Origin of the sequence: Micromonospora saelicesensis, from assembly GCF_900091575.1 — a bacterium.
Taxonomy (GTDB): Bacteria; Actinomycetota; Actinomycetes; order Mycobacteriales; family Micromonosporaceae; genus Micromonospora; species Micromonospora saelicesensis.
Genome location: NZ_FMCR01000004.1, coordinates 495,449 through 519,677, shown reverse-complemented (window position 1 = coordinate 519,677; position 24,229 = coordinate 495,449). Strand labels below are relative to the sequence as shown.

At 72.1% G+C, this 24,229-nt stretch carries 24 protein-coding genes; 14 read left to right on the top strand and 10 right to left on the bottom strand.

Annotated elements, in window-relative coordinates:
• Positions 1 to 9 precede the first annotated feature (9 nt).
• The 6 genes from GA0070561_RS20615 to GA0070561_RS20590 form a co-directional block, all read right to left on the bottom strand.
• On the bottom strand, positions 10 to 1,188 hold the full coding sequence (locus GA0070561_RS20615) for a M23 family metallopeptidase (protein ID WP_091403252.1): 1,179 nt from the start codon (positions 1,186 to 1,188) through the stop codon (positions 10 to 12).
• Entirely contained in the window at positions 1,185 to 1,733 is a 549-nt protein-coding gene (locus tag GA0070561_RS20610) for a hypothetical protein (protein ID WP_425255904.1), read from the bottom strand. Before GA0070561_RS20610 ends, GA0070561_RS20615 begins: the two co-directional genes overlap by 4 nt.
• Positions 1,734 to 1,738: 5 nt before the next feature.
• Positions 1,739 to 3,694: a hypothetical protein gene (locus GA0070561_RS20605; RefSeq protein ID WP_091403248.1), complete on the bottom strand. Its 1,956-nt coding sequence runs from the start codon at positions 3,692 to 3,694 to the stop codon at positions 1,739 to 1,741.
• A gap of 1 nt (position 3,695) precedes the next feature.
• Complete coding sequence (locus tag GA0070561_RS20600; RefSeq protein WP_091403246.1) at positions 3,696 to 7,127, bottom strand: ATP-binding protein; 3,432 nt, start codon at positions 7,125 to 7,127, stop codon at positions 3,696 to 3,698.
• Between the two features lie 70 nt (positions 7,128 to 7,197).
• Entirely contained in the window at positions 7,198 to 7,560 is a 363-nt protein-coding gene (locus GA0070561_RS20595; RefSeq protein ID WP_053654782.1) for a hypothetical protein, read from the bottom strand.
• Between the two features lie 13 nt (positions 7,561 to 7,573).
• Entirely contained in the window at positions 7,574 to 7,888 is a 315-nt protein-coding gene (locus GA0070561_RS20590; protein ID WP_074315118.1) for a hypothetical protein, read from the bottom strand.
• 356 nt (positions 7,889 to 8,244) lie between these two features.
• Between GA0070561_RS20590 and folP the strand changes: the two genes are divergently transcribed.
• The 7 genes from folP (at position 8,245) to GA0070561_RS20555 (ending at position 12,839) form a co-directional block, all read left to right on the top strand.
• A complete protein-coding gene (gene folP, locus GA0070561_RS20585) occupies positions 8,245 to 9,141 on the top strand; it encodes a dihydropteroate synthase (RefSeq protein ID WP_091403243.1) in 897 nt (298 codons plus the stop codon).
• Complete coding sequence (gene folB, locus GA0070561_RS20580; protein WP_091403240.1) at positions 9,138 to 9,506, top strand: dihydroneopterin aldolase; 369 nt, start codon at positions 9,138 to 9,140, stop codon at positions 9,504 to 9,506. The genes folP and folB overlap by 4 nt, the downstream gene beginning before the upstream one ends.
• Entirely contained in the window at positions 9,503 to 10,030 is a 528-nt protein-coding gene (gene folK / locus GA0070561_RS20575) for a 2-amino-4-hydroxy-6-hydroxymethyldihydropteridine diphosphokinase (RefSeq protein ID WP_091403238.1), read from the top strand. Before folB ends, folK begins: the two co-directional genes overlap by 4 nt.
• 19 nt (positions 10,031 to 10,049) lie before the next feature.
• On the top strand, positions 10,050 to 10,586 hold the full coding sequence (locus tag GA0070561_RS20570) for a DUF3180 domain-containing protein (protein WP_091403235.1): 537 nt from the start codon (positions 10,050 to 10,052) through the stop codon (positions 10,584 to 10,586).
• 119 nt (positions 10,587 to 10,705) lie between these two features.
• Positions 10,706 to 11,920 (top strand): ABC transporter permease, encoded by a 1,215-nt coding sequence (locus GA0070561_RS20565; RefSeq protein ID WP_091403233.1) that lies wholly within the window; start codon positions 10,706 to 10,708, stop codon positions 11,918 to 11,920.
• A 53-nt stretch (positions 11,921 to 11,973) separates the two neighbouring features.
• Positions 11,974 to 12,282 (top strand): hypothetical protein, encoded by a 309-nt coding sequence (locus GA0070561_RS20560; RefSeq protein WP_091403607.1) that lies wholly within the window; start codon positions 11,974 to 11,976, stop codon positions 12,280 to 12,282.
• Positions 12,283 to 12,347: 65 nt separating this feature from the next.
• Positions 12,348 to 12,839 (top strand): hypothetical protein, encoded by a 492-nt coding sequence (locus tag GA0070561_RS20555; protein ID WP_091403231.1) that lies wholly within the window; start codon positions 12,348 to 12,350, stop codon positions 12,837 to 12,839.
• A 51-nt stretch (positions 12,840 to 12,890) separates the two neighbouring features.
• On the opposite strand, the gene GA0070561_RS20550 is transcribed toward GA0070561_RS20555, so the two are convergent.
• Positions 12,891 to 13,895: an ABC transporter ATP-binding protein gene (locus tag GA0070561_RS20550; protein ID WP_091403228.1), complete on the bottom strand. Its 1,005-nt coding sequence runs from the start codon at positions 13,893 to 13,895 to the stop codon at positions 12,891 to 12,893.
• A 2-nt stretch (positions 13,896 to 13,897) separates the two neighbouring features.
• On the opposite strand from GA0070561_RS20550, the gene GA0070561_RS20545 reads away from it, so the two are divergent.
• The 4 genes from GA0070561_RS20545 to GA0070561_RS20530 all read left to right on the top strand — a co-directional run bounded on the left by GA0070561_RS20545 (position 13,898) and on the right by GA0070561_RS20530 (position 18,342).
• Positions 13,898 to 14,584 carry an ABC transporter permease gene (locus GA0070561_RS20545; protein WP_091403225.1) on the top strand — a complete coding sequence of 229 codons (687 nt, stop codon included), beginning with the start codon at positions 13,898 to 13,900 and terminating at the stop codon, positions 14,582 to 14,584.
• A complete protein-coding gene (locus GA0070561_RS20540) occupies positions 14,581 to 15,321 on the top strand; it encodes an ABC transporter permease (protein WP_091403223.1) in 741 nt (246 codons plus the stop codon). Before GA0070561_RS20545 ends, GA0070561_RS20540 begins: the two co-directional genes overlap by 4 nt.
• A 200-nt stretch (positions 15,322 to 15,521) precedes the next feature.
• Complete coding sequence (locus tag GA0070561_RS20535) at positions 15,522 to 16,526, top strand: glycine betaine ABC transporter substrate-binding protein (RefSeq protein WP_091403220.1); 1,005 nt, start codon at positions 15,522 to 15,524, stop codon at positions 16,524 to 16,526.
• Positions 16,527 to 16,635: 109 nt separating this feature from the next.
• Positions 16,636 to 18,342, top strand: coding sequence for a hypothetical protein (locus GA0070561_RS20530; RefSeq protein WP_208603810.1), 1,707 nt, complete (start codon positions 16,636 to 16,638; stop codon positions 18,340 to 18,342).
• Between the two features lie 18 nt (positions 18,343 to 18,360).
• Here the strand turns inward: GA0070561_RS20530 and GA0070561_RS20525 are convergent, their stop codons facing one another.
• The 3 genes from GA0070561_RS20525 to GA0070561_RS20515 form a co-directional block, all read right to left on the bottom strand.
• Positions 18,361 to 19,548, bottom strand: a complete 1,188-nt coding sequence (locus GA0070561_RS20525) for an NADH-quinone oxidoreductase subunit D (RefSeq protein ID WP_181539454.1) — start codon at positions 19,546 to 19,548, stop codon at positions 18,361 to 18,363.
• Positions 19,545 to 20,603 (bottom strand): SAM-dependent methyltransferase, encoded by a 1,059-nt coding sequence (locus tag GA0070561_RS20520; protein ID WP_091403214.1) that lies wholly within the window; start codon positions 20,601 to 20,603, stop codon positions 19,545 to 19,547. The genes GA0070561_RS20525 and GA0070561_RS20520 overlap by 4 nt, the downstream gene beginning before the upstream one ends.
• A gap of 65 nt (positions 20,604 to 20,668) precedes the next feature.
• Entirely contained in the window at positions 20,669 to 21,580 is a 912-nt protein-coding gene (locus GA0070561_RS20515) for an SDR family oxidoreductase (RefSeq protein ID WP_091403211.1), read from the bottom strand.
• A gap of 118 nt (positions 21,581 to 21,698) precedes the next feature.
• Here GA0070561_RS20515 and GA0070561_RS20510 point away from each other — a divergent pair, with 118 nt between their 5' ends.
• From GA0070561_RS20510 to panC, 3 genes are all read left to right on the top strand, one after another.
• Complete coding sequence (locus GA0070561_RS20510) at positions 21,699 to 22,268, top strand: TetR family transcriptional regulator (RefSeq protein ID WP_091403208.1); 570 nt, start codon at positions 21,699 to 21,701, stop codon at positions 22,266 to 22,268.
• Positions 22,269 to 22,395: 127 nt separating this feature from the next.
• The gene (locus tag GA0070561_RS20505) at positions 22,396 to 23,370 is read left to right on the top strand and encodes a Rossmann-like and DUF2520 domain-containing protein (protein WP_091403205.1); all 975 of its coding nucleotides are present in this window, start codon (positions 22,396 to 22,398) and stop codon (positions 23,368 to 23,370) included.
• Entirely contained in the window at positions 23,367 to 24,215 is an 849-nt protein-coding gene (gene panC / locus GA0070561_RS20500; protein ID WP_091403202.1) for a pantoate--beta-alanine ligase, read from the top strand. Before GA0070561_RS20505 ends, panC begins: the two co-directional genes overlap by 4 nt.
• Positions 24,216 to 24,229: the final 14 nt, after the last annotated feature.

Sequence of the window (24,229 nt, the reverse complement as noted above, 5' to 3'; positions counted from 1 at the left end):
GTGGTGGCCTCACTCAGCGGCGCGCAGCGGGGCACCCCGCTCGCGCATGAACGGGACCGGGTTCACCGCGCCAGACGCGTTGCGGTCGTTGCGCAGGTGCACCTCGAAATGCAGGTGCGGGCCGGAGGAGTTGCCACTGCTCCCGACCTTGCCGATTACCTGACCGGCCGTCACGATCTGATCCTTCTTGACGAAGGGCTGGACCACCATGTGGCAGTACCGGGTGATGTAACCACCGGCGTGCAGCAGGTCGACGAACCAGCCGCAGCCCCCCTTGCCGGGGAATCCGTCCACGTTGCAGTCCTGCCGGCCGCGGCGGTCCTCGTCGCAGGTCGAGACCAGCACCCGACCGGTCGCTGCCGCGCGGATCTCGGTGCCCTTGGCCGCGCCGATGTCGACTCCGTTGTGGCTGGGTCGGCTGGCGGTGCGGAAACCGGAGCCGACTCCGCCGGGGATAGGCGCGGTCCAACCGGAGGCGGCGATCTGACCGCGTTCGGCCGCGTTGCACACCGCCTTGCCGTTGATCTCGACGGTGCGGGCCGCGCCGCCGGCCAGCGCGTCCACGATCCGGCTGGCTAACTCTTCGTGCTTGGCGTACGCGTCCGGGTATGCGCTGACCTGGACCCGCTGCGCGACAACGGTCAGCGGTCGTTGTTGCCAGCTCTCCACCTTGACGAGCTTCTCGTAGAACTTGCGGGCCGCGTACGCGGGGTTCAATCGCTCGGCGACAGTGCCCCACCCCGGCCGCTGCTGGAACAGGCCCAGCGAGTCGTGGTCCGCGCCAACGCCCTCGTGCGGCAGGGCCAAGGACGCGGGTACGCCGCTGTTGGCCAGGTTGCGTAGAGCGGACTCCTGCATCGCGGTGGCGAGGGCAACCACCCAACCTCGCGAAGGTACGCCCATGTCCTGGCCGACCTTGATGATGATCGCGGCATTGCGGACCTGGGTGTCGCCGTACTGGGCGAATCGCGGCAGCTTGCCCGCGATGTTCACCGCTCGGACCGGCCCGCACTCCATGCCTGCCCTGGTGTCGCCGTTCTCGGCGTCGTCGCCTCCGAGCCCGGTGAGGAAGAACGCCGCGGTGCCGCCGGTGCAGCAGAGCAGGAGCAGCATCCCGGTGAGCACCGCGGCGACCACACCGAGCCGGAGGGGCCCGCGCCGGGTTCCGGCGTTGCCAACGTCGCTCATGGCCGCTCCCAGTCCAGAACGTCGACCAGCCAACCATCGTCGGAGGTGACCAGCTCCAACCGGAGCCCGCCGGTATCAAGGGGAAGCAGCAACTCGACGAACGTCTCGGTCCGCTCTCGCATTGTTGGAGGACCGGTGACCTTCTCGGCCGGCACGCTCTCGGGCTCGGCGCCGGTCAACTTCTCCCTGAGCGCCGGCGTGGAGAGTGGCCGCAGGCCAGCCTGCCACTCTTCGGTGGTCATCCCGGGACGGCCCAGCCAAGCCTTGGCGAAGCGGTCAGCGGTCTGTTCGGGCGTACGGGCGCCGGGCGACGTGACGGGTGACGGCGGAGCTGCGCTGCTGAGCAGACCGTCGTCGCCGGCCGTCGGATCCACGGTGATGATCGGCCCATCCGGGCGGCTGCTCAACCCATCGGCTGAATCGCCCGGGTTGGAGATCAGCCGGGCTGCCCCGAGCACACCAACGACCACCACTCCGATTACGAGCGCAACGCCCAAGCGGGACCGCAGCGCCCGAGTGAAGAGGAATTCCAACGCCCGTCGCATGACCGTCACCTCGCCTCTGAGCGCACCCGGGGTCCGCTGCGATCCGGTACGCGCTCGGTGGAGCCTGGGCGGTAGACCACGAACGACGGGTTCTCAGCCGGAACATCCGGCTCGGTCCAGGTCGCTGGCTGTCGGCGTCGGGGCTGCGGGGCGGTTGGGCGGCTCCGACCCCTACCCTCCTCCGACGGCGCCTCTTCGGGCCGCTCTCGACCATCGGGGCGCACCGCGTCTGCGCGCCGGCCCTCGGCCGCAGCGGTCGGCACCGGAGCCGGGTCCTCTCGCCGCGCCTCCGGGCGTAACCGGGTCTGCGTTGCGTCGGGCGACCGTCGACGTCCGCCCACCGGCTCGGCGGTGCCGCCCGGCTCGGCTACGTCCAGCCGCGCGGCTGTCCGCATGTCGCGGAAGAACCGACGGTGCCAGGACCCGGCCGAGCTGACCGCTTCGCTGCTGTCCTTGCCGCCGAGTTGGGTGATCCGCCGGTACGGCCGTAGTAGCAGCCATCCGACCACCCCGCAGAGCCACACCAGCACCACCTGAAGCCAACCCGGCAGGGTGGGGGTACTCATGATCAAATCAACCGCGAACAGGTAGATCGCGGCACCGGTGCCGAAGATGGCAATGTTGAACACTGCGGCAACAACCGCATTAGCCAGGCGGCGTAGCCCAGCGCTGGCGGGTCGCAGTAGACCGATCGTGCCGAGAATCGGAGCAGCGATCACCGCCCAGCGGAAGATCAGGAAGCCGAGCAGCACGAGCACCGACGCGGTGAGGTCGAACATCGCGAAGAGCACGGCCGCGAGCACCGCGATGAACCCGGAGCCAATCCGATCCATGTCGCGGGTTCCCGTTAGGAACTCATACGCCTCCGGGTCCTCGGCCTTGATCTGCTCGGCAACTGTCATCCACTGCTGCTGTTTGGCCCCGATCACTACATCACGAGTGGTGGGGTTGGAGCGGACTGATTCCGCCTCACCCCAGCTAAGCGATTTGGCGTCGTAGAGCGCCCGGCCGTACTTTTTGGCGGTCTCGCTGTCCGCTGAGCCAAGCACGCCACGTAGCCAGTTGCGGTAGAGCATCGATTCAGTAGCAGTGTCGCTGGCCCGGACGGCCGGTGGCCGCTTGTCGATGCAAGCGTCCGGATTGGGAAGCACGCACTTGTCGGTCGGGATATCTTTTGATGCCGGACCTAGAGCGTCGTGTACGACGCCGAGCGAGGTGATCAAGGTGCCGTCGGCGATGTTCGCTGACTTGACCGGCCAGGCCGCCAGCGCGGTTACCGCCACCATCACCAGTAACGCCCACCCCGCTGTCGTCATCGCATTGCTCATGTCCGACTGGCGGGAGCGCCAGAGCAGATAGAGACCCACCACGCAGAGCGTGACGATTCCGAAGACGCTGAATACTTTTTCGTACACGCCTTTGGTGGCTTTCTCCACCAGTGGGTCGGCCCAATTCCACATCGAGCGGGGATCCCAGGCCCGCTCCCGCAGGGCATTCGATGCACCGACGACCGCCGTGGCGATCATGAGCTCACCGTTGGCGACGGTGGTGGTGAACTTGTAGTCCGGATGGAGGACGGTGGATGCACATCCGCCCTCCACGTTGTAGGTATTGAAGCTGTAACCGCCGTAGCCGTAGTCGCTGTAGATGCCCTTTGGCCCAGGCAGCTTGGACGAGTCCGGGCGGGAGGCGAACCAACCAGCCAGGCCCGAATCCGGGGCGGAAGGCACAGGTGGCTTGAGGCAATCGATCTCTGCCTTGCTGACCTGCTTCAGCTTCGACACGCAGGTGCGGAAGTCGGCTTGCCATTCCGCGGTCGTGCAGAGGTCGGCGCGGGCCTGGGCGGCGGGCGGTGCGGCGGCTGCGGCCTCCGCGCCGATCAGCGGCCAGGTGAGGGTGGCCCCGGCCAGTACGCCAAGGGCGAGCAGGAACGACACAGTCCTTGCCCAGGCCCTAGCCATGTCACGCCTCCAGATCCGGCAGGGGGATGCTCGGCAGGACTCCGGCCGCCGCGGCGATCGCGGCGGGCGTCGTGTCGAGGTGGTCCAGCAGCCCCTCGACGTACGAGACGTCGACGCGGACCTTCTGCACCCGGCCGTCGACGTCGCGCATCACGAATTCGCGGAAGCCCAGCCGGTTGGACGAGCTGGTGTCGGCGGCGGAGAGTGAGGCGAGCGTGGCCTCGTACCCGTCGTTGACCGGCACCCGCAGCAGCCGTAGCGCTTCGGAGGCGATCTCGGTGTCCTCGGCGATGCGACCGACGAAGACGGTGGAGACGAGGTTCTGTACGTCGAGGCCGAGGATGTCTTTGGGGTTCTGCGAGGCGACCAGCGCGGCGAGGTTCCACTTGCGGGAGTCGCGGGCGAGTCGGACCAGGAAGGAGCGCCCGGACCGCCAGCCTTCCATGAAGTGCGCCTCGTCGAGGCCGACGAGCTTGCGGGATGACATCGAGCCGCCGTAGCAGCGCCGGACGGCGAGCCGGTGCGCTGTGTGCAGCATCGGCAGGGCCAGTGCTTCCTCGGCCGACCAGTACTCGCGTTCGATCTTGAGGTCGGGCAACCGTAGCCCGGCCATGGTGATCACGGTGAGGGCCGCGTCGGCGCCGAGCAGCCCTTCCGGCGGTCGGCCGAAGAAGAGCATGGCCAGTGGCATCTCGGCGGTGTCCAGCAGGAGGTTGGCCAGTTCCTTGCCGGCGTCGTCGTCGAGCCGCCCGAGGCAGCTCACCACGTCGTCCAGGGTGGAGGTCTCCTCGGCGGGGACCTGGCGGACGGCGTGCCGGAAGAGGGTGGCGGTCGACGCCTCCCTGGCCACCTGCGGCGGGACGAGCATCATGCAGATGTCCTGGACCAGCATCCGCCGCTCGGCGCGGGCGTTGGAGACCGCGATCTCGAACTCCCGGTCACCGGCGGCCCCGGTGCCGAACTCGGAGCGCAGCGGCGTCGGGATGAGCGAGTAGGGCGCCAGGGTGCCGTGCTCCGAGCCGGTCAGGTTCAACACCCGGGAGTACGGCCGCAGTTCGGGCATCGCGCAGAGCCGGGCCAGCGGGCCGGACGGGTCGAGCAGGGTCACCTGGACGCCTCGGCGGGCGGCCAGGTAGCCCAGGGCGCCGAGCAGGGTGGACTTGCCACCGCCCGGTTCGGCGACGAAGACTGCGAGCCCGGAGCGTTCCCGGACCTCCATGGGGAAGTGCAGGTCGAGGAAGACCGGGCGGCGGCAGGTGCCAGCGGTCCGGCCGATCAGGTCGCCCCGCCGGTCGCCCACGTTGGATGCGGCCTGGGGGAGTGCGGCGGCGAGCAACGGCACCGGCATGCGACGCACGTAGCCGGTGTTGGCGATCGGCTCGCCGGGGATGAACTCGCGGGCCAGCCAGTCCTGGTTCTTCGGGTGCTGCAGCGAGATTCGCAGCTCCCGGGAGTAGAGCTGGATGAGCCGACGGGCCCGCTCCAGGCATTCCTCCCTGGTCCGGCCGCCGACCGCGATCCGGTGCCAGCCGTGTGCACGGGCCGAGTCGACCGGCAGGCCGGTGGTCATCTCGTCGCCGATCACCAGGGCGCGCTTGGCCAGTCGCTCCAGCTCCGGTGGCGCGTCGATGCCGTGTTCGGCGTAGTCGAGCTGTTGCGAGCGGATCATCCGCAGCCGGTGTTCCAGGTTACGGAAGGAGTCGCCGGAGCCGAGGATGTCGACGCGGGTCGAGATTTCCATCGGCCAGGGCAGCCGCTCGTGGAAGTGCAGCCAGGGCTCGTGTCGTTCCGGGATCTCCAGCGGCTCCATCCGGCCGACCGCGAGCACGGCCACGTGCCGCTCCTCGCCGGTCATCCGGTTGACCAGCTTGACTGTCGAGCCGTACGGGGTGCGGTAGCGCTCGACCTGCTCGGTCATGGCGAGCAGGTCGCCGCGCTCCCAGCGCCCGTCGGTGACGGGGGAGAGGGTGCTCGGTGGCGACATGCACAGCGCCACCGAGCGGTAGAGCAGCCATTCCAGCTCCTGGGCGGTGACCCGCCGGCCGCGCATGCCGAACGCCCCGAGCACCTCGTCGAACTGCTCCACGGTGCGACCCAGCTTGCGGCGTTCACCATCGGCGGTGCCCCGGCCGAAGGTGCGCAGCAGCCGCTCGGTGAGCGAGTCGCCGAGGGAGCGCCGGGCGAAGGTGACACCCAGGTAGGTCTGGCCCTCGGCGTGGTTGACCGCCATCAGGTGGCGTTGGGCGGCGACCAGGTGGTCGGCCCAGCCGGTGGTGCCGGGGACGTCGGGCAGCGGCGCGGAGGTGTGCGTGTCGATGGTGCGCGCCCACTCGTCGGCGGGGAACGGCCGGGTGGTGCGGCGCAGGTGCAGTCGGAAGCCGGCCAGGCCGGCGTACTGCTCGGAGATCGCCGACAGCAGCGCCTCGCGCTCGGCGTCCGGCCGGAACGCCCAGCGGACCTCGGGCAGCCAGTACCAGGCGGTGACGGTGTTCGGCGTGAAGGTCAGGTGGCCGGCGATCTCGGTGATGGCCAGCTCGACCGACGGATCCCGATCCCCGAATTTGATCTTTGGAGCGCGAACCCGGGTCGGCTTGATCGGTCGGTCCGGACGGCTCGCCGTGCGCTGTCGGGGTGCGGCGATCTCCTTGCCGGTGCTCCTGGGCCGATCCGGGTCGGTGGCGCGGCGCGGCGCGCGTTCGAGAGCTGGCCGATCCGCAGCCGTGATCATGGCCGGCTGCTCCGAGGGGGCCGCGGACCGGCCGGCCGTGGCCGTCGGCTGGGGCGCTTGAGCCGCCGGTCGGGCCGGCGACGTCGCTGCGGGGCGGCCGCCCGGCACGGGGTTGGCGGGTCGGCGGACGGGGCTGGTGGTCGCCTGCGACCCGCCGCCGGTGGACGGGTCGGGCTCGTCCGGCGGACGCAGCATCGGCCGTCGATCGCCGGCCTGGTGCGGCACCCGGGACTCGCTGGCCGGGTGGCCGCCTGCGTGCCGTGGCTCGACGGGTCGGCCACCGTTGCCGGGCGGGTCGGCGGGCGTCCACGGTGGCTCGAGCTCGGGAACCGCGCGGGCCGGTGCCGGGCTGGCAGTGGGTGGCGGCTGATGCGGGATCGCCGGCTGCTCGCGGGTGCTCGGGCCGGCGGTGACTGCTCGTGGCGAGGCGGGTCGTCCCCCGCCGCCAAACAGGTCCAGGAAGGGGGAGTCGATGTCGGCGTTCTCGCCGGCCGACACGGCGGTGGGCTCGGCCGGTGGCGTCCGGCGGGGAATCGGCCGGGGGGCCTGGAACACGCCGACGGCACCGTGGCCGGGCGACGTCACCAGCGCGGGGTCGAGGGCAACCTCGTCCTCGTCCTCGGTGTAGTCGAATGAGTGCGCACGGTGACCGGCTGGTGCGCCCGGGCGACCGGCCGGGGAGCCCGGCGTGGAGGAGCGGCTCATGCGATCGCCTCGGCGACTGTCGGCAGACCCATGCCCGCGTCCTGCGACGGACCGTTCGACGTACGTCCGGTCATGCCAGCTCCTCCCGAATCCTGATCCGGCTGCCGACCAGGCGCGGATCGCGCTGCTCGACCGCCGGCTCCCGGGTGCGTCGCCAGTCGGTCAGCGCGGTGCGGATGACCACCCGCGCCGGCCGATCGGGGTCGACGTGCCGGAAGATGAACGACGTGGTCACGATGGCGAGCGCGATCTCCCAGGCTGGGAAGAGCTCGACCGTCAACGTGAACAGCCAGTGGATGAACATGTAGAGGGGGACCAGCAGCATGAAGAGCCCGTACTGGGCGTAGGGCAGGTGGACCGGAAGGGTGTAACCGGGCGGCCCGAGGTAGACCAGGCGGGCCCGGTAGATGTCGTCGTCGGTGCGCAGCCGCATCTGGTGAACGCGCCTATTCGAAGATCAGGTCGATCAGGTAATCGCCGACGAAGAAGAGTGTTGCCGCGCCCGCGATGAAGGCGAGCCCGACGATGGCGATCGCGGAGCTGGTCAGCACCTTGGATATCTCGCCTCGGCTGGCACGGCCGATGAAGATGACGCCCAGGACGGCGAGCAGGATCGGCGCGATCTTGCTGGCGAAGAAGGTGACGACACTGTTGGTGTCGATCCCCTTCGGTGCCGGCTCCGCGAGTGGAGTCGACGCCAGGGTGGAGAGCGCGTGGGCGACGCCGGACGACGCCGTCTCCATGAGCTCGAAGGCGATCACTGGAACCTCCCCATAGCGCGGCCGGCGGTGCCGCGGCGGTGCAATAGGCAAGCCTTGCGGGAAAAGTGCTCCACAGGGCATGGCGTTCTTGACCCTGTGTTCGTTACTCACCACGGAGGGTGGCGAGGTTTGGGCGGATTTTCCCCGCTTCGGCCCTCCCTCCAAGCTTCGCCATCTCGATGCTGGCCAATTCCAAAGCGTACGGGCCGCCCCGGATTGCGACAAGCCGCGAAGGGGCTGCCCGATACTGCCCAGATGACCGATCGTACACCTGTTCGAATCGGCACGTCAGGGGCAGTGGTGCCGGGCCTACCCGGGTCGCTGGGCGCCGCCGCCGCGACCGGTACCGTCTAGTCGTGACCGATCTGGTGCGGGCTTCGGGCCCGGTGGTGATGGGCGTCCTCAACGTCACACCGGACTCCTTCTCCGACGGCGGACGGTACGCCGACCTGGACGCCGCCGTCGGACACGGCGTCCGTCTGCGCGACGCCGGTGCGCACCTGGTCGACATCGGTGGCGAGTCGACTCGTCCGGGCGCCGAGCGGATCGACGCCGAGACCGAGGCCGAGCGGGTGTTGCCGGTCATCCGCGAACTGACCGCCGCCGGTGTGGCGGTCAGCGTCGACACCAGCCGCGCGCGGGTCGCGGAGGCCGCCCTGGTCGCCGGCGCAGCGGTGGTCAACGACGTCTCCGGCGGCCTGGCCGACCCGGACATGGCCCGGGTGGTCCGCGACGCGCACTGCCCCTGGGTGCTGATGCACTGGCGTGGACACTCCCGTGCCATGCGCGAGCTGGCCACCTACACCGACGTGGTGGCCGACGTCCGGGCCGAGCTGGCCCAACGGATCGACACGGCGCTGGCCGCCGGAGTTGCCGCCGACCGCCTCATCGTCGACCCCGGGCTCGGCTTCGCCAAGACGGCCGCACACAACTGGGAGCTCAGCGCCCGCCTGCCGGAGTTGCTGGATCTCGGCTACCCGCTGCTCTTCGGGGCGAGCCGCAAGTCGTACCTCGGTGGGCTGCTCGCCGCCGCGGACGGCACGCCGCGACCTACCGCCCAGCGGGAGGCGGCCACCGTGGCCACCAGCGTGCTGGCGGTCGCCGCGGGCGCCTGGGGCGTACGCGTGCACGACGTGCAGGCCACCGCCGACGCGCTCGCCGTCTGGGCGGCGACCGGCAGCCCCCGCCTTGCCGTGCCGCCGCACGCCAGGAAGCGAACGCAAGACGATCATGAACATGGGGTACGGCGATGACGACGGACCGGATCCAGCTGACCGGTCTGCGGGCCCGCGGCCGGCACGGGGTGTACGACTTCGAGCGCGTTCAGGGGCAGGACTTCGTGGTCGACGCCGTCCTGGAGCTGGACCTCGGCCCGGCCGCGGCCAGCGACGACGTCACCGCCACCGTGCACTACGGCGAGCTGGCCGAGCGCCTGGTCGCGGTGGTGACCGGCGAGCCGGTCAACCTGATCGAGACCCTGGCGGACCGGCTCCTCGCGGTCTGCCTGGCAGACGTTCGGGTCGACGCCGCGACGGTCACCGTGCACAAGCCGGAGGCTCCGGTGCCGCACACGTTCACCGACGTGGCCGTCACCATGACCCGGGCGCGTACCCGATGACCCGGGCGGTCCTCTCGCTCGGCAGCAACCTGGGCGACCGCCTGGAGCACCTGCGCACGGCCGTCGCCACCCTCGGCGACGCGGTGCTCGTGCTCTCCGGGGTGTACGAGACTCCACCGTGGGGCGACACCGATCAGCCCGCGTACCTCAACGCGGTGGTGCTCGTGCAGGACGAGAGCGCGACCCCGCGCGACTGGCTGGATCGGGCCCGCGACGCGGAGCGCGCGGCCGGCCGGGTCCGTGACCCGCAGCGGCGGTTCGGGCCGCGCACCCTCGACGTGGACGTGATCGCGGTCTGGGGCGACGACGACGAGCCGGTGCTCAGCGACGACCCGGAGCTGACCCTGCCGCACCCCCGGGCGCACCTGCGCGCCTTCGTGCTGCGTCCGTGGATCGACATCCAGCCGTACGGTCGGCTGCCCGGTCACGGCTGGCTGACCGACCTGCTGACCACCGGCCCCGCGGCCGACGAGGCGTTGGAACTGCGTCCCCGGCCGGAGTTGGCGTTAGAGTCGACGGCATGACCGAGCGGAACCGGCCGGCATGACGCAGGCGAAGCCCCCACCCCGCGGGTCGGGCCCGGACGGGTCGCGGATGGGCCCCACCCGGATCTCGACCCTGGTCGTGGCCGGCCTGGGCGCGGCGGCGGTGGCCTGGCTGCTGATCAGCACCCTCTACTACAGCGGCATTCCCCGGCTGCCCTGGCTGCCGGTGGTGACGCTGGCCGGGCTCGCCGTGCTGGAGGCGTACGCCGCGATCAACACCCGGGGCCGGATCGAGCGCAAGCCGGGTCGGGACCCGGTCAATCCGCTGTTGGTCGCCCGCTTCGTGGTGCTGGCCAAGGCGTCGGCACTGGCCGCCGCGATCTTCGCGGGCTTCTACGCGGGGCTCACCGGCTGGCTCTTCGTGGAGACCACCCGCGCGGCCCTGGACGATCGACCGGCCGCCAGCGGAGGCCTGCTGGCCTCGCTGGCACTGGTCGGCGCCGCGCTCTGGTTGGAGCGCTCCTGCCGGGTGCCGGAACGCCCGGACGACGAGCGCGAGCAGGACCCTCGGGAGAGCCGCCCCGGCCAGCGCTGAGCAGGGGGTTACGCCCGGCTGCGGGCGCGGGTACGGTGCCTGCGATCGGAGAGCAAGGGCCGCCCAGGGTCCGTCCGTGCGCCGGACTGGGGACGGTCGGCCACTGGGGAGGCGGCGTCATGGGGTACGAAGAAGCGGGCCGGGACCGGTCGGCCGAACCCGCGTCTGGGGTTCCGGCCGCCGTACTGGAGAACGTCTTCGACGACCCGACCCACGGTGAGCCCGGCCGGGATCGGATCGGCGTACACCTGTGGTGGGAGCTGCTGCTGCTGGCCGGGCTGGCCGCCGTGAGCTGGCTGCTCTGGCGCGAGGATCCGGCCGCGGTTCGCGACGGCAACCTGCGTACGCTGCTGATCGACGCGGTCGGGCTGGGTTTGCTCGCCCTGGCCGCCGGGCTGAGCCTGCGGACGGCCGCGCCGAACCTGGCCGTCGGCCCGATCGCGGTAGCGGCCGCCCTGCACTACGCCGAGCAGGGCGACCGGGGCGTGCCGGCGTCGCTCGGGCCGGCCGTGGCGGTCGCCGCGGTGGGCGGGCTGGCGCTGGCGCTGGCCGTGGTGGTGCTGCACGTGCCGGGCTGGGCCGCCAGCCTGGCCGGCGCCGCCGCCGTGGTGGTGTACATCGAACGCCGTTCGGCGCCCGTGCTGGTGCAGGGCGACTACGACCCCACCAGCAGCGCCGGTTACCTCTTCGCCGGCTTCGCCGCGGTGGCCGTCCTGGGCGGGCTGTTCGGCGCGATCCGGGCGATCCGCCGGCTCGTCGGCCGGTACCGACCGATCGCCGACCCGGCCCGTCGGCGGGGCGCGGTGGCCGCAGTGGTGACCGCCGTCGCGTTGGTCGTCTCCACGGTGCTGGCCGCTCTGGCCGGCATGCTGCTCGCCGCCAACGACCCCGGGCCGGTGGCACCCACCTCGGGGCTGGACTGGACGGTGCTGGCCATCGGCGTGGCCCTGCTCGCCGGCACCAGCGCGTACGGCCGCCGGGGCGGTGTGTTCGGCACGCTGCTGGCGGTCGGCCTGGTCACCGTCTTCCAGGTGTACGCGCCGGAGCGCGGCTGGACGTTGAGCAACTGGGTGGTCGGCGGGGCCGCGCTCGGCGTCGGGTTGCTGGCCACGCGGCTGGTCGAGACGCTCGGGCGACCCCGACCGGGCAGCCTCGAGCGGCCCGAGCCGGTCAGCGACGGCACGATCAGCTCGGGCTGGACCACGCCGCAGCCGCAGTCCGTCGACAACTGGCCTCCCACGCTGCCGACCCAGGCCGCGCCCCAACCGGTCGACCCGTGGCGGGATCCGCGGTGGGAGGACGCCCCGCGACGGTGGGACACCGACGAGCGGTGAGCCGCGTCGCGTCCGCCGAGCCGGAGCTGATCTCGACCGTTAGGCTCGGCGACATGACCGACTCACCTGCCGCCACCCCGGGCGGAACCTCGTTCGAGGAGCTTGACGCGCTGTCCACCGAGGAGCTGCGGGAGCGGGCGTTCGCCCGGGCCCGGGAGCACCGGGACGTTGGCTTCTTCTGGTCGGTGCTGCGCCACCTGCCCAACGCGGACGAGGCCACGGTGCTGGACGGCGCACCGAACTCGATCGGCCCGACGATCGACGAGGCCAACGCGCTGTGGCGGGAGCTGACCGGTCACGGCTACGAGGAGTCGGCGCCGCTGCTGCGGGCCGCCTTCATCGACTACCTGATGAAGCACTGAGCCGCTCGGGGCAGCCCAGGTCCGCCCGAGCCACCGGTTCGCGGCCTGGGCGGATCGCGTCGTTCGTGCACCGTTCCGGCCCGGTCAGCCGCTACGGCACGGCCGCCGGCACCGGTGCGCTCGCCGTATTGCTGCTGGTCGGCATCTGCGGAAGTCCGGCGTACACCGGCTGGGCCGCCACCCTGACCGACCCGGAATCGGGCGGCGCGTTCTACGCGCGCCTGCTCGCCTGGCCGGCCTGGCGGCTCGACGCGGACGGGCAGGCCGGCGGGTTGTTCGCCGCCGACCTGCGAGCTGTGCTGCTGGTGGTCCTCGCGGTGGCGCTGCTCTACCTGTTGCCCGCCGCGCAGGTCGCCCGGGTGCCCGGCCCGGTCAGTCAGTTCTTCTCCGGCTGGGCCGCGTACGTGCTGGCCGGCGGGCTGGCCGCCGTGCTGGCGGCGCTGCTCGGCCCGGCACCATCACTGCTGGGGGCCCTGCAGGACGCCAGCACCGGTGCCGGTTACGGCTTCCTCACCGGGTGGATCATCGGCATCGCCAGCCTCGGCGGTCGCGCCTGACCCGGCCGAGGCGGGGTCGGGCGCGACGGTCGTGCCTGCCCCGACTCGGGGTCAGCTGGTCGGGCGGCCGAGGTCGAGGAGGCGCTGTCGGCTGAGCGCGCCCACCGGCCGGCCGGCGTCGGTCACGAGGAGCCGGTCCCGGCCCGAAGTGAGCAGGACCGCCAACGCGTCGTACGCCGAGCCGTCCACAGCGACGGTGGGCAGGTCCGGTGCGGCGTCCTCGGGCACCGGCTCCAGCGCCTCCCGGTCGAGCGGGGTGACCGCCAACCGGCGGATGCCCCGGTCGGCGCCGACGAACTCGCGTACGAACGCAGTGGCGGGTGCGCCGAGCAGTGCGGCCGGGGTGTCGTACTGCTCCAGGTGCCCGCCCTCGGAGAGGACCGCGATCCGGTCACCGAGCCGGACGGCCTCGTCGAGGTCGTGGGTGACCAGCACGATCGTCTTGCGCACCTCGGCCTGCAGGCGCAGGAACTCCTCTTGGAGGCGGGCCCGGACGATCGGGTCGACGGCCGAGAACGGCTCGTCCATCAACAGCACCACCGGGTCGGCGGCGAGCGCACGGGCCACCCCGACCCGCTGCCGCTGGCCACCCGACAGCTCGTGCGGGTAGCGACCGCCGAACTCCGCCGGGTCCAGTCCGACCAGGTCGAGCAGCTCGTCGACCCGGGCCCGGGTCTGGCCCTTGGGCCAGCGGAGCAGGCCCGGCACGGTGGCCACGTTGGCCCGCACGGTCTGGTGTGGAAAGAGACCGACGTTCTGGATCACGTACCCGATTCGACGGCGCAGTCGCACCGGGTCGACGTTCGTGACGTCCTCGTCGCCGAGCGTGATGCGACCGGCGGTCGGTTCGATCAGGCGGTTGATCATCCGCAGCACCGTCGACTTGCCGCAGCCGGACGGGCCGATCAGCACCACCAGCTCGCCGGCCCGGACATCCAGGCTCAGGTCCCGGACAGCTTCGGTGCCGTTCGGGTAGCGCTTCTGGATGCCGTGCAGCGCGATCGACGCCGCGCGAGGGGACTGGGCCACGCTGGCAGCCTCCGGGGTAACGTCCACGTATGTCCTTCCGCCTGAGCTACCGGGCCGACCCGGGTAACCCCTGGTTCTCCTGGCAGTACGTGCGGGACAACTCTGACACGATCCTCGCCGCGGTGCGCGAACACGCCTCCCTCACCGGCCGAGCGGTGTTGATCGCGGTGCTGATCGCCCTGCCGTTGTCAGTGCTGGCGTACTGGGTCCGTCCGCTCGCCGGCCCGATCCTCGCTGTCAGCGGGGTGGTCTACACCATCCCGTCGTTGGCGCTCTTCGCGTTCATCGCCCCCTACCTGGGCACCGGGGCCACCACGGTGCTGGTCGGGCTGGTCCTCTACGCGCTGCTGCTGATCGTGCGCAACGTGGTGGCCGGTCTCAACCAGGTGCCCCCAGAGGTTCGGGAGGCCGCCGAGGGCATGGGTTACGGCCGCTGGAGGCGGCTGTTCCGGATCGACCTGCCGCTGGCGCTCCCGGGCATCGTGACCGGCGTACGGCTGGCGACGGTCTCGACGGTGGCGTTGGTCACGGTCGGGGTGCTGGTCGGGCACGGCGGGCTCGGGCAGCTGATCTTCGCGGGCTTCCAGAACAACCTCTACAAGGCCGAGATCATGACGGCCGCACTGCTCTGCGTGGCGCTCGCGGTCGTGCTCGACCTGCTGCTCATCCTGGTCGCCCGACTGGTGACTCCCTGGTCCACCCGGAGGGCACGGTGACCGTCGCGGCGAACCCGATCGGGCAGGCCATCACCTGGATCAACGACCCACTGAACTGGACCAACCCCGGCGGCATGCTGGACCGGCTCGGCGAGCACCTGACGATCTCCGCCCTGGCGGTGGCGCTCGGCTGCCTGGTGGCCTGGCCGCTCGGGCTCTGGTTGGGGCACCTCGGTCGAGGTGGCGGCCTCGTGGTGCTGATCTCCAACGCCACCCTGGCCATCCCCACCCTGGCCCTGCTGACCATCCTCCCGGTCGTCTTCGCCAGCGGCTTCGGGAAGACACCGGTCGTGGTGGCACTGGCTGTCTTCGCCGTGCCGCCGCTGCTGGCCAACGCGTACACCGGGGTGCGACAGGTGGACCCGGAGGCCCGCGACGCGGCCCGGGGGATGGGCCTGTCCAGCGCGCAGCTGCTGCGCCGGGTGGAGTTGCCGCTCGCGGTGCCCTATCTGGCGGCCGGCTTCCGCACCGCGGCGGTCCAGGTGATCGCGACCGCGGCGCTGGCGTCCTTCGTCAACGGCGGCGGCCTGGGCCAGATCATCCGGACCGGCTTCGGTATCGGTATCGCGGCCGGGGGCGGGCAGATCGTCGCCGGCGGTGTGCTGGTGGCCGGGCTCGCGCTGCTGGCCGAGGTGGTCCTCGGCGGCGTCGAACGGCTGGTCACCCCCAAGCCGCTTCGGCGCGGACGGCAGCGCCTCGGGCGGCCCCGGGCCGCCGACGCCACCGGCAGCGCCTGACCCGTCCGGGTGAGCCCGCGTCGAGCTGGCGACCCACGCCCGTCAAATCGGTGACGATGGGGTGACGAAGTCCATCCCAAGTTGTCGGTCGGTCCCGGAGCATGTTGGGTGGACATTCGCGGGCGGCCGACAGTCAGGATCGCCCGTCGGACACGCGGCCGGCCCGGGACGGGTCGCGCCGGGACACGGAAGGCGGGCACATGCGCGCACGTACACGTCTGGCGATCGGGGCGGTCAGCGCCGTCGCCGGGGCGGCACTCCTCACCGGCTGCGGTGACGCCGGCTCGTCCGGCACCGACGCACCCCAGACGAGCGCCTCCGGCGCCGGGTGCGCCCCGGTCGCCGGCCAGCAGCTCATCGCTCTGCAGGACGACAAGAAGCTCCAGAACTCCGACAACGTCATTCCCGCGGTCAACAGCAAGGCGGCCAACCCGCAGCTGATCGCCGCACTGGACAAGGTCTCCGCCGCGCTCGACACCCCGAAGTTGATCCAGCTCAACAAGGCCGTCAACGAGGACCGCAAGACCCCCAAGGTGGCGGCCGAGGAGTTCGCCAGCGCGAACAACCTCACCGCGGGCATCGCCAAGGGCCCGGGCGGCGACATCACGGTGGGTGCCGGCAACTTCGCCGAGAGCCAGATCCTGGGCGAGCTGTACCGGATCGCGCTCACCGCCGCCGGCTACCAGGTCAAGGTGCAGCAGATCGGCAACCGGGAGCTCTACGCGCCGGCCCTGGAGAAGGGCGAGATCCAGGTCGTCCCGGAGTACGCGGCGACCATGGCCGAGTTCCTCAACACCAAGGCCAACGGCCAGAACGCCCAGCCGGTCTCCTCGCCGGACATCAACACGACGGTGACCGCGCTCAAGGCCGAGGGCGACAAGGCCGGCCTCACCTTCGGCACCCCGGCCGCCGCACAGGACCAGAACGCCTTCGCGGTGACCCAGGCCTTCGCCGACAAGTACGGCGTGCGCACCCTCTCCGAGTTGGCGGCGAAGTGCTCCGGCAGCGCGACCGTGCTGGGTGGCCCGCCGGAGTGCGAGCAGCGTCCATTCTGCAAGCCGGGCCTGGAGAAGACCTACGGGCTGTCGGTCGGCAAGTTCTCCTCGCTGGACCAGGGTGGACCGCTGACCAAGAGCGGGCTGCGTGACGGCTCGATCAGCGTGGGCCTGATCTTCTCCTCGGATGGTGCCTTCGCCACCAGCTGAGCCCTTTCCGCACGTGCTGAGGACGCCCCCGCCCCGACCGGGCGGGGGCGTCCGCGCGTCCCGGGGACCCCGTTCCCTCCGGTGGACAACGTGGGTAGGCTGCACAGCCATGCCAGCCCCGGCCACCTCTGACGTCCGGCGTCAACCCCCACTGCTGACCATGCTCTTCTGGGCGGGCGTCGCTCTCGCGCCGGTGGCGGCGCTGATCCTGCTGGTGGCCGACGGCAATGGACCGCTGCGTTTCGCCGCGGTGCTCGCCATCCTCGCGGTGGTGCTGATCGGCCTCTCCATCGCGTTGCGGCCCGACGGCGAGGGCGCCTCGGCGCGGACCGACGAGTTGCTGGACGAGATCGAGGAGCTGCGTCGGGAGTTGCGCAGCGAGATCGTGGCCGCCGCCCAGCGCGGCAACCAGGCGCTCGATCAGGCGCAACGGGCCCAGGAGGGGATCGCCGCGGTGCGGCGTCGTCTCGACGCCAGCGGTGCTGCCCTCGCCGGTGCCGCCCCCGCCGTCGAGCCGGCAGGCGCCGGACGGGCGCGGGTGGCTGCCGCCGAGCCGCCGGTGGACGACACGCCGGTGGCCCGTAACCGGGGCGACGGGCCGGCCGGCCGTGCCCGGGTGTCCGGCCCCGACGACACGCCCCGGTGGCGGCGCCCCGAGCACCCGGACGACGACGAGCCGGCGTACGCCCGGGAGGCCCCCGAACCGCCGGCCACCGCCGGGATGTACGGCGGGGAACGGCCGGCCGCCACCGCGTACGGCTCAGCTCGCCCCCGGGAGCACGACCGCCCCGAGGCGGCGCACCGGCCGGGTGGCGTGGTCCGACACACCGAGACCGTGCACGTCACCACCCGGCACACAGTGGTGGACGGCGGCCCGCCCGAGCCGGCGGGGCGCTACGGCGGTGGGTACGCCGGTCAGTGGACCCCACCGGCGCAGGAGTGGACCCGGGGCGGCGACGCCGATCAGCCCCCTCGCCCGTCCGGCCGGGCGAGGAGCGAGCCGGAGCCGCACCCCAGGGCCGGGTACGGCGACGAGCCGGGTTGGACAGGCCGCCGCGACGAACCGGAGTGGACGGATCGGCGCGACGCGTACGCCCAGCCCGACGAACCCGCCCCGGCGGCCCGGTCACACCGCACCCCGGAGAGGCCGGCGGCGGAATCCTGGGACAGCCCGGACGATCGGGGCTGGTCGGAGCAGCGCGACCGGGCGGGCGCCCCGGCACCGCAGGCCGGCCCGCCGCTGCGGGCCGACGACACCGGCGAGTACTGGTCGCAGCTGCGGGCCGGTGACCGGTGGGCCGCCGTCCGCGACGACGAGAACGGTCGCGAGGTGCGGGTCGGCGAACGTCGGGCCGAGGTGCACGCCGACGCCACCGGCACCGAGTACCGGGTGGCCGACCGCTGGGCCGCCGTCCGCCACGAGGAGCCGCGCCGTCACGAGGACGCCGCCCGCTACGAGGAGCCGCCCCGCTACGAGGACGCCGGCCGCTACGAAGACGCCGGTCGGTATGAAGAACCGCGCCGCTACGAGGACGCCGCCCGCTACGAGGACGCCGCCCGCTACGAGGACGCCGGCCGGTATGAAGAACCGCGCCGCCACGACGGTGGTTGGCGGGCCGAGCCGGGAAGGCCCGCGCTGCCGGTGGGCGGTGTGCCGGTGCCGGACGAGTGGCGTCCACCGCGCCAACGCGGCCACCAGGCGGAACCCGAGCCGGAACGGACCGGCCGGCGACGGGTCGACGAGCGCTACGGCTACCCGCCGCAGGACGACGTACCGCGTGCCGGCGGCGCGCCACCCACCGACCGCTGGCGGTGACCGGTCAGGCGGCTCGGGTCACTTGTCGATGTCGCCGACCACGAAGAACATCGAGCCGAGGATCGCGATCAGATCAGGGACCAGACACCCGGGGAGCAGGGTGGCCAACGCCTGCACGTTCGCGTACGAGGCGGTGCGCAGCTTCAACCGCCACGGCGTCTTCTCGCCCCGGGACACCAGGTAGTAGCCGTTGATGCCGAGCGGGTTCTCCGTCCAGGCGTACGTGTGCCCCTCCGGCGCCTTGAGCACCTTCGGCAGCCGGGTGTTGATCGGCCCGGTCAGCCGGTCCACCCGGTCGAGGCACTGCTCGGCAAGGTCCAGTGACGCGTACACCTGGTCGAGCAGCACCTCGAAACGGGCGTGGCAGTCGCCGGCGGTCTTGGTGACCACCGGAACGTCCAGCTCGTCGTAGGCCAGGTAGGGGTCGTCGCGGCGCAGGTCCAGGTCGAGCCCCGAGGCCCGGGCCACCGGGCCGGACGCGCCGAACGCGGCGGCGTCCGCGGCGGACAGCACGCCCACGCCGACGGTGCGGGCCAGGAAGATCTCGTTACGACGGATCAGGTGGTCCAGGTCGGGCAACCGGCGGCGTACCTCGCCGATCGCCGCGCGGGCCCGCCCGGTCCACCCGTACGGCACCTCTTCCTTGAGGCCACCGACCCGGTTGAACATGTAGTGGATCCGGCCGCCGGAGACCTCCTCCATCACCGCCTGGATGGTCTCGCGTTCCCGGAAGGCGTAGAAGATCGGCGTGATCGCCCCGATCTCCAACGGGTACGAGCCGAGGAACATCAGGTGGTTGAGCACCCGGTTCAGCTCCGCGAGGGCCATCCGCAGCCAGGTGGCCCGCTCCGGCACCTCCATGCCCATCAGGCGTTCCACAGCGAGCACCACGCCCAGCTCGTTGGAGAACGCGGAGAGCCAGTCGTGCCGGTTGGCCAGCACGATGATCTGCCGGTAGTCACGCACCTCGAAGAGCTTCTCCGCGCCCCGGTGCATGTAGCCGACGATCGGTTCGCAGGCGACAACCCGCTCGCCGTCGAGCACCAGCTTCAACCGCAGCACACCGTGGGTGGAGGGGTGCTGTGGGCCGATGTTCAGCACCATGTCGGTGCCGAGCTGCTGATCACCGGTGCCGGCGATCAGCCCGGCCCCGGTGCCGACGGTCAGTTCACGGAGGTCCCCGGCGTCGGTGGTCATGCCCGTCATCGTGCCACGACCGGCCCGAGCGGGATGCCGACCGGCTGGCGCAACCACCAGTGCCCGCCGAGCCCGGCCGGGTCGGTCAGCTCGGCCACCGCCGACGCGGCGGCCAGCGCCCGCACGTAGCCGACCGGGTCGGTGCCGGCCAGGCTGAGCGGTGGTCGCCCGCCGTCGGCCCCGAGCGCCCGCAGCGCCTCCCGCTGCAAGACCAGGGAGTACGCGCACCGGGCGACCGCCGCACCAGCGGAGGCGACCGAGTCCATGGCCACGTGCGCTGTCACATCACTCGACCCGTCGGGCACCGGAGGCACCTGCCGCCCACCCCGGTACCCGGTCAACGTCCCGTCGACCGGCCTGGTTCCCCGCAGGTGCCCGTAGTCGACGGCTACTGCGAGGCCTTGGCTGATCTTCCCCACCGCTTGTGCCCAGGCTTCGTCTCTGGTCCGTCCGATCTCGGCTCGGCTGTGGTTGTTGTGAGGGGTTTCGGGGCGGGGCCACCAGTTGGTGAGCCAGTCGAGATCATCGGGGCTGACCGGCTCACCGACTGATTCGGCACCGGTATCGGGGTCGACAAGCGCATATCGCCAGCCGTCTTCGGTGTGCACCGCGATGTCCAGCGGGACGTTGTCAAGCCACTCGGTGGCCAGCAGCACTCCGGTGATTCCGGCGGGGATCTCGGACGTCCAGTTGATCTCTTCGGGCAGGTTCTCGGGGCGGTCGGCGTACTCGACTGCTGTGAAGCGGATTCGTTCCGCGAGCGACGGACGGGCGGCGACCAACGACGGCTCGTCCGGCGACCGACGCGCGGAAACCCCCACCGCCAGCCCGGCGAGAGCCCTCAGCAACTCCCCCCGCCCCGCGCCCACGTCGACCACGTCGAACCGGTCAGGGTGGCCGAGGGTCGAGTCCACCTCTGAGATCAGGCGCAGCAGGGCGGTGGCGAAGCCCGGAGAGGCGTGCACGCTGGTGCGGAAGTGGTCGGCCGGCCCGGTGTCGGCGACGAAGAAGCCGCCCGGCCCGTAGAGGGCGCTGGCCATCGCGTCCTGCCACAGGATCGGCATCAGTGCATTCCGCGTTGCGCGTGGGTCACCGTGCCGACCCTACGGTCAGGGCCGCCGTTCGTGGTTCAGGCCCGGAAGTAGTGCCCTTCGTGCAGGTCGGCGATCAGGCCGGGGTGGGTGGGGGTCCAGCCCAGCAGTTCGCGGGTGATGGCGGACGACGTCGGGTTGTCCATCTGTGCGAACGAGCCGAGAAAGCCGAAGTGGTCGTCGGCCTCGGCGGGGCTGATGCTCCGGACCGGGATGCCGAGGTTGTGGCCGATGGCTGCCGCGATCTGCTGGAAGGGGACGCCTTCGTCGGCGGCTCCGTGCAGACGCGTACCGGCGGGGGCCTTCTCGAGGGCGAGTCGGTAGAGCACGGCCGCGTCGAGCGTGTGGACGGCAGGCCACCGGTTGGTGCCCTCGCCGACGTAGGCGGCGTACCCCTTCCGTCGGGCCGCGGCGATGATGGCGGTGATGAAGCCGTAGTGGTCGAGTGAGCTGTGCACTGTGGGCGCGAGCCGGACGATGGAGGAGCGCACGCCGCGGGAGGCGAGGCCGGCCACGAAGTTCTCCGCGTCGATCCGGTAACCGCCGCCGGGGAAGGTGTCGTGTTCGGTGCCGGGGCGGCCGACGATGCCGCCCATCACGAGCATGGCCGTCCCGCCGGTGCCGACCAGGGGCTTGCCGGAGCCGGCCAGACCGTCGGCGAGTGCCGTGAGGGCGTCCAGGTCGGCCTTGGCGGCGCCGGCCAGGTCGCCGTCGACCATGAGGTCGTGGCGGAACGCCAGGTGGATCACACCGTCGGATGCGGCCGCCTCTTCCCGGAGCACGTCGAGGTCGGACAGGTCACCGCGGTGTGCCTGAGCGCCGAGCTTCTCAATGGCGGTGGCGGACGTGTCGGAACGGGCGAGGCCGATGACCTCGTGTCCGGCGGAGAGCAGGTCCGGGACCACCGCGGAGCCGAGATGGCCGGAGGCGCCTGTGACGAATACGCGCATTGTGATTCCTTCGTGAGGGTCGATGTCACCTTGCGACATCACCGTACCTCGCGTGATGTCACACCGCGACATGCTCACGGAATTAATGTCGCAGTGTGACGTCGGATACCATCGCCGCATGGCCCGCTGGCAACCGGACGCGCGCGGCCGCCTGGAGGCGGCCGCCTTCGAGTTGTTCCGCGAGCGCGGCTTCGAACAGACCACCGTCGCCGACATCGCCGCCCGTGCCGGCCTCGACAAACGCACCTTCTACCGCCTCTTCGGGGACAAGCGTGAGGCGCTCTTCAGCGGCAGCGGGCGCGTGGAGGAGGTCCTGGTCCGGGCGGTGACCGAATCCGACGCCGGGCCCTTCGAGGCGGTCGTCGCCGCCTTCCGCCGGGTGGCGGAGGAGCTCTTCGCGGACCGTCTCGAACTGGTCCGGGCGCGGCAGTCCATCATCGAGAGCAGCCCGGAACTACAGGAGCGCGAACTGCGCAAGACCGGCTCACTGGCGGCTGCGGTCACCGCCGCCCTGCGGGCCAGGGGCCTCGACGAAACCACGGCCACCCTGGCCACCGAGTCGGGTGCCACGGTCTTCCGGGTCGCGTACGCCCGCTGGGTCGCGCCCGACAGCGACGCCCCGCTCAGCGACCTGATCGCGGAGGTGGCCGCCGAGCTGCGCGCCATCACGTCGGCCCAAACGCCCTGATCGCAGGCGACTCGGACGCGCCGTCTCGTCGGTGGTGAAGGTTTTCACACATGCTTGTCCGGGTTCGGTAGGCCGGGCGCATACTTGCGATCGACCGGTACCCCTTCTCGAGGACTGGATCGTCGTCATGAGCGCACCGTTGCGCCCGCGTCCGGCCGGCCCATCCGGGCCCGCCGCCTCGTGGGATAGCGCCGTTCCCGGCGCCCGCGCCACCTCCCGTCTGCTCACCGTCGGTGTCGTTGGCGCCGGTCGGGTCGGCGCCGTGCTGGGCGCCGCGCTCGCCGCCGCCGGGCACCGGGTGGTCGCCGTCTCCGGCAGCTCCGGAGCCAGCCGCGCCCGCCTCGCCCTGCTGTTGCCCGAGGTGCACCGCCGCCCGGTCGCCGCCGTGGCCCACGCCGCCGCCGACCTGCTGCTGATCGCGGTACCGGACGACAGGCTGGCCGGTGTGGTGACTGACCTCGCCGAGCGGGGCGCGCTGCATCCGGGCCAGATCGTCGCGCACACCTCGGGAGCCCACGGCCTGGCCGTGCTGGCGCCCGCCGTCGCGGCCGGCGCCCGGCCGCTCGCACTGCACCCCGCGATGACCTTCACCGGTACGCCGGACGACCTGGCCCGGCTGGATGGCATCTCGTACGGGGTGACCGCCCCGGCGGAGTTGCGCCCGCTGGCTGCCCGGCTGGTCGCCGACCTCGGTGGCGTGCCCGAGTGGGTGGCCGAGTCGGACCGCCCGCTCTACCACGCCGCACTGGCCCACGGCGCGAACCACCTGGTGACCCTGGTCAACGAGGCGACCGACCGGTTGCGGGACGCCGGGGTGTCCCGGCCGGAGAAGGTGCTCGCCCCGCTGCTGCGGGCCGCCCTGGAGAACGCGCTGCGGCTCGGCGACGACGCGTTGACCGGCCCGGTCTCCCGCGGCGACGCGGGCACCGTGCAGCGGCACCTGGCCCGGTTGGCGGCCACCGCACCGGAGTCCGTCCCCGCGTACCTGGCGTTGGCCCGGCGGACCGCCGACCGGGCGATCGCCGCCGGCCGGCTACGGCCGGTGGACGCACAGTCGCTGCTCGGCGTGCTGGCCGACAGCGGTCGGGAGGTGGCCGCATGACCCAGGTGGTGCACACGCGCGCCGAGTTGGCTGAGGCGCGGGCCGGGCTGAAGGGCACGGTCGGGGTGGTGATGACCATGGGCGCACTGCATTCCGGGCACGAGACGCTGCTGCGCGCGGCCCGGGAACAGGCCGACCACGTGCTGGTCACGGTCTTCGTGAACCCGCTGCAGTTCGGACCGAACGAGGACTTCGACCGCTACCCGCGCACCCTCGACGCCGATCTGGAGGTGTGCCGGCGGGCGGGCGCCGATCTGGTCTTCGCCCCGTCGGTGGCGGACATGTACCCGGACGGTCAGCCCCGCGTACGCCTCGATCCGGGCCCGCTCGGCGCCGAGCTGGAGGGGGCGAGCCGCCCCGGCTTCTTCCACGGGGTGCTCACCGTGGTGCTGAAGCTGCTCCAGCTCACCCAGCCGGACCTGGCGTTCTTCGGCGAGAAGGACTACCAGCAGCTCACCCTGGTCCGGCGGATGACCCGCGACCTGGACGTGCCGGTCGAGGTGGTCGGCGTGCCGACCGTCCGGGAGCCGGACGGGCTGGCCCTCTCCAGCCGCAACCGTTACCTGAGCGAGCCGGAGCGGGCCGCCGCGCTGAGTCTGTCCGCCGCGCTGCGGGCCGGCGCGCAAGCCGCCGACGACGGCCTGGACGCGGGGGCGGTGCTGACCGCCGCGCACGCCGCGTTCGGCGCCGGTACGCCCGGTGCCCGCCTCGACTACCTGGTGCTCACCGATCCCGAGTTGGAACCGGGGCCGGTGGCCGGGCCGGCTCGGCTGGTGATCGCCGCCTGGGTGGGCGCCACCCGGTTGATCGACAACGCGGCGATCCACCTCGCCCCGCGTCCCTGACCCGGCCGTACCAC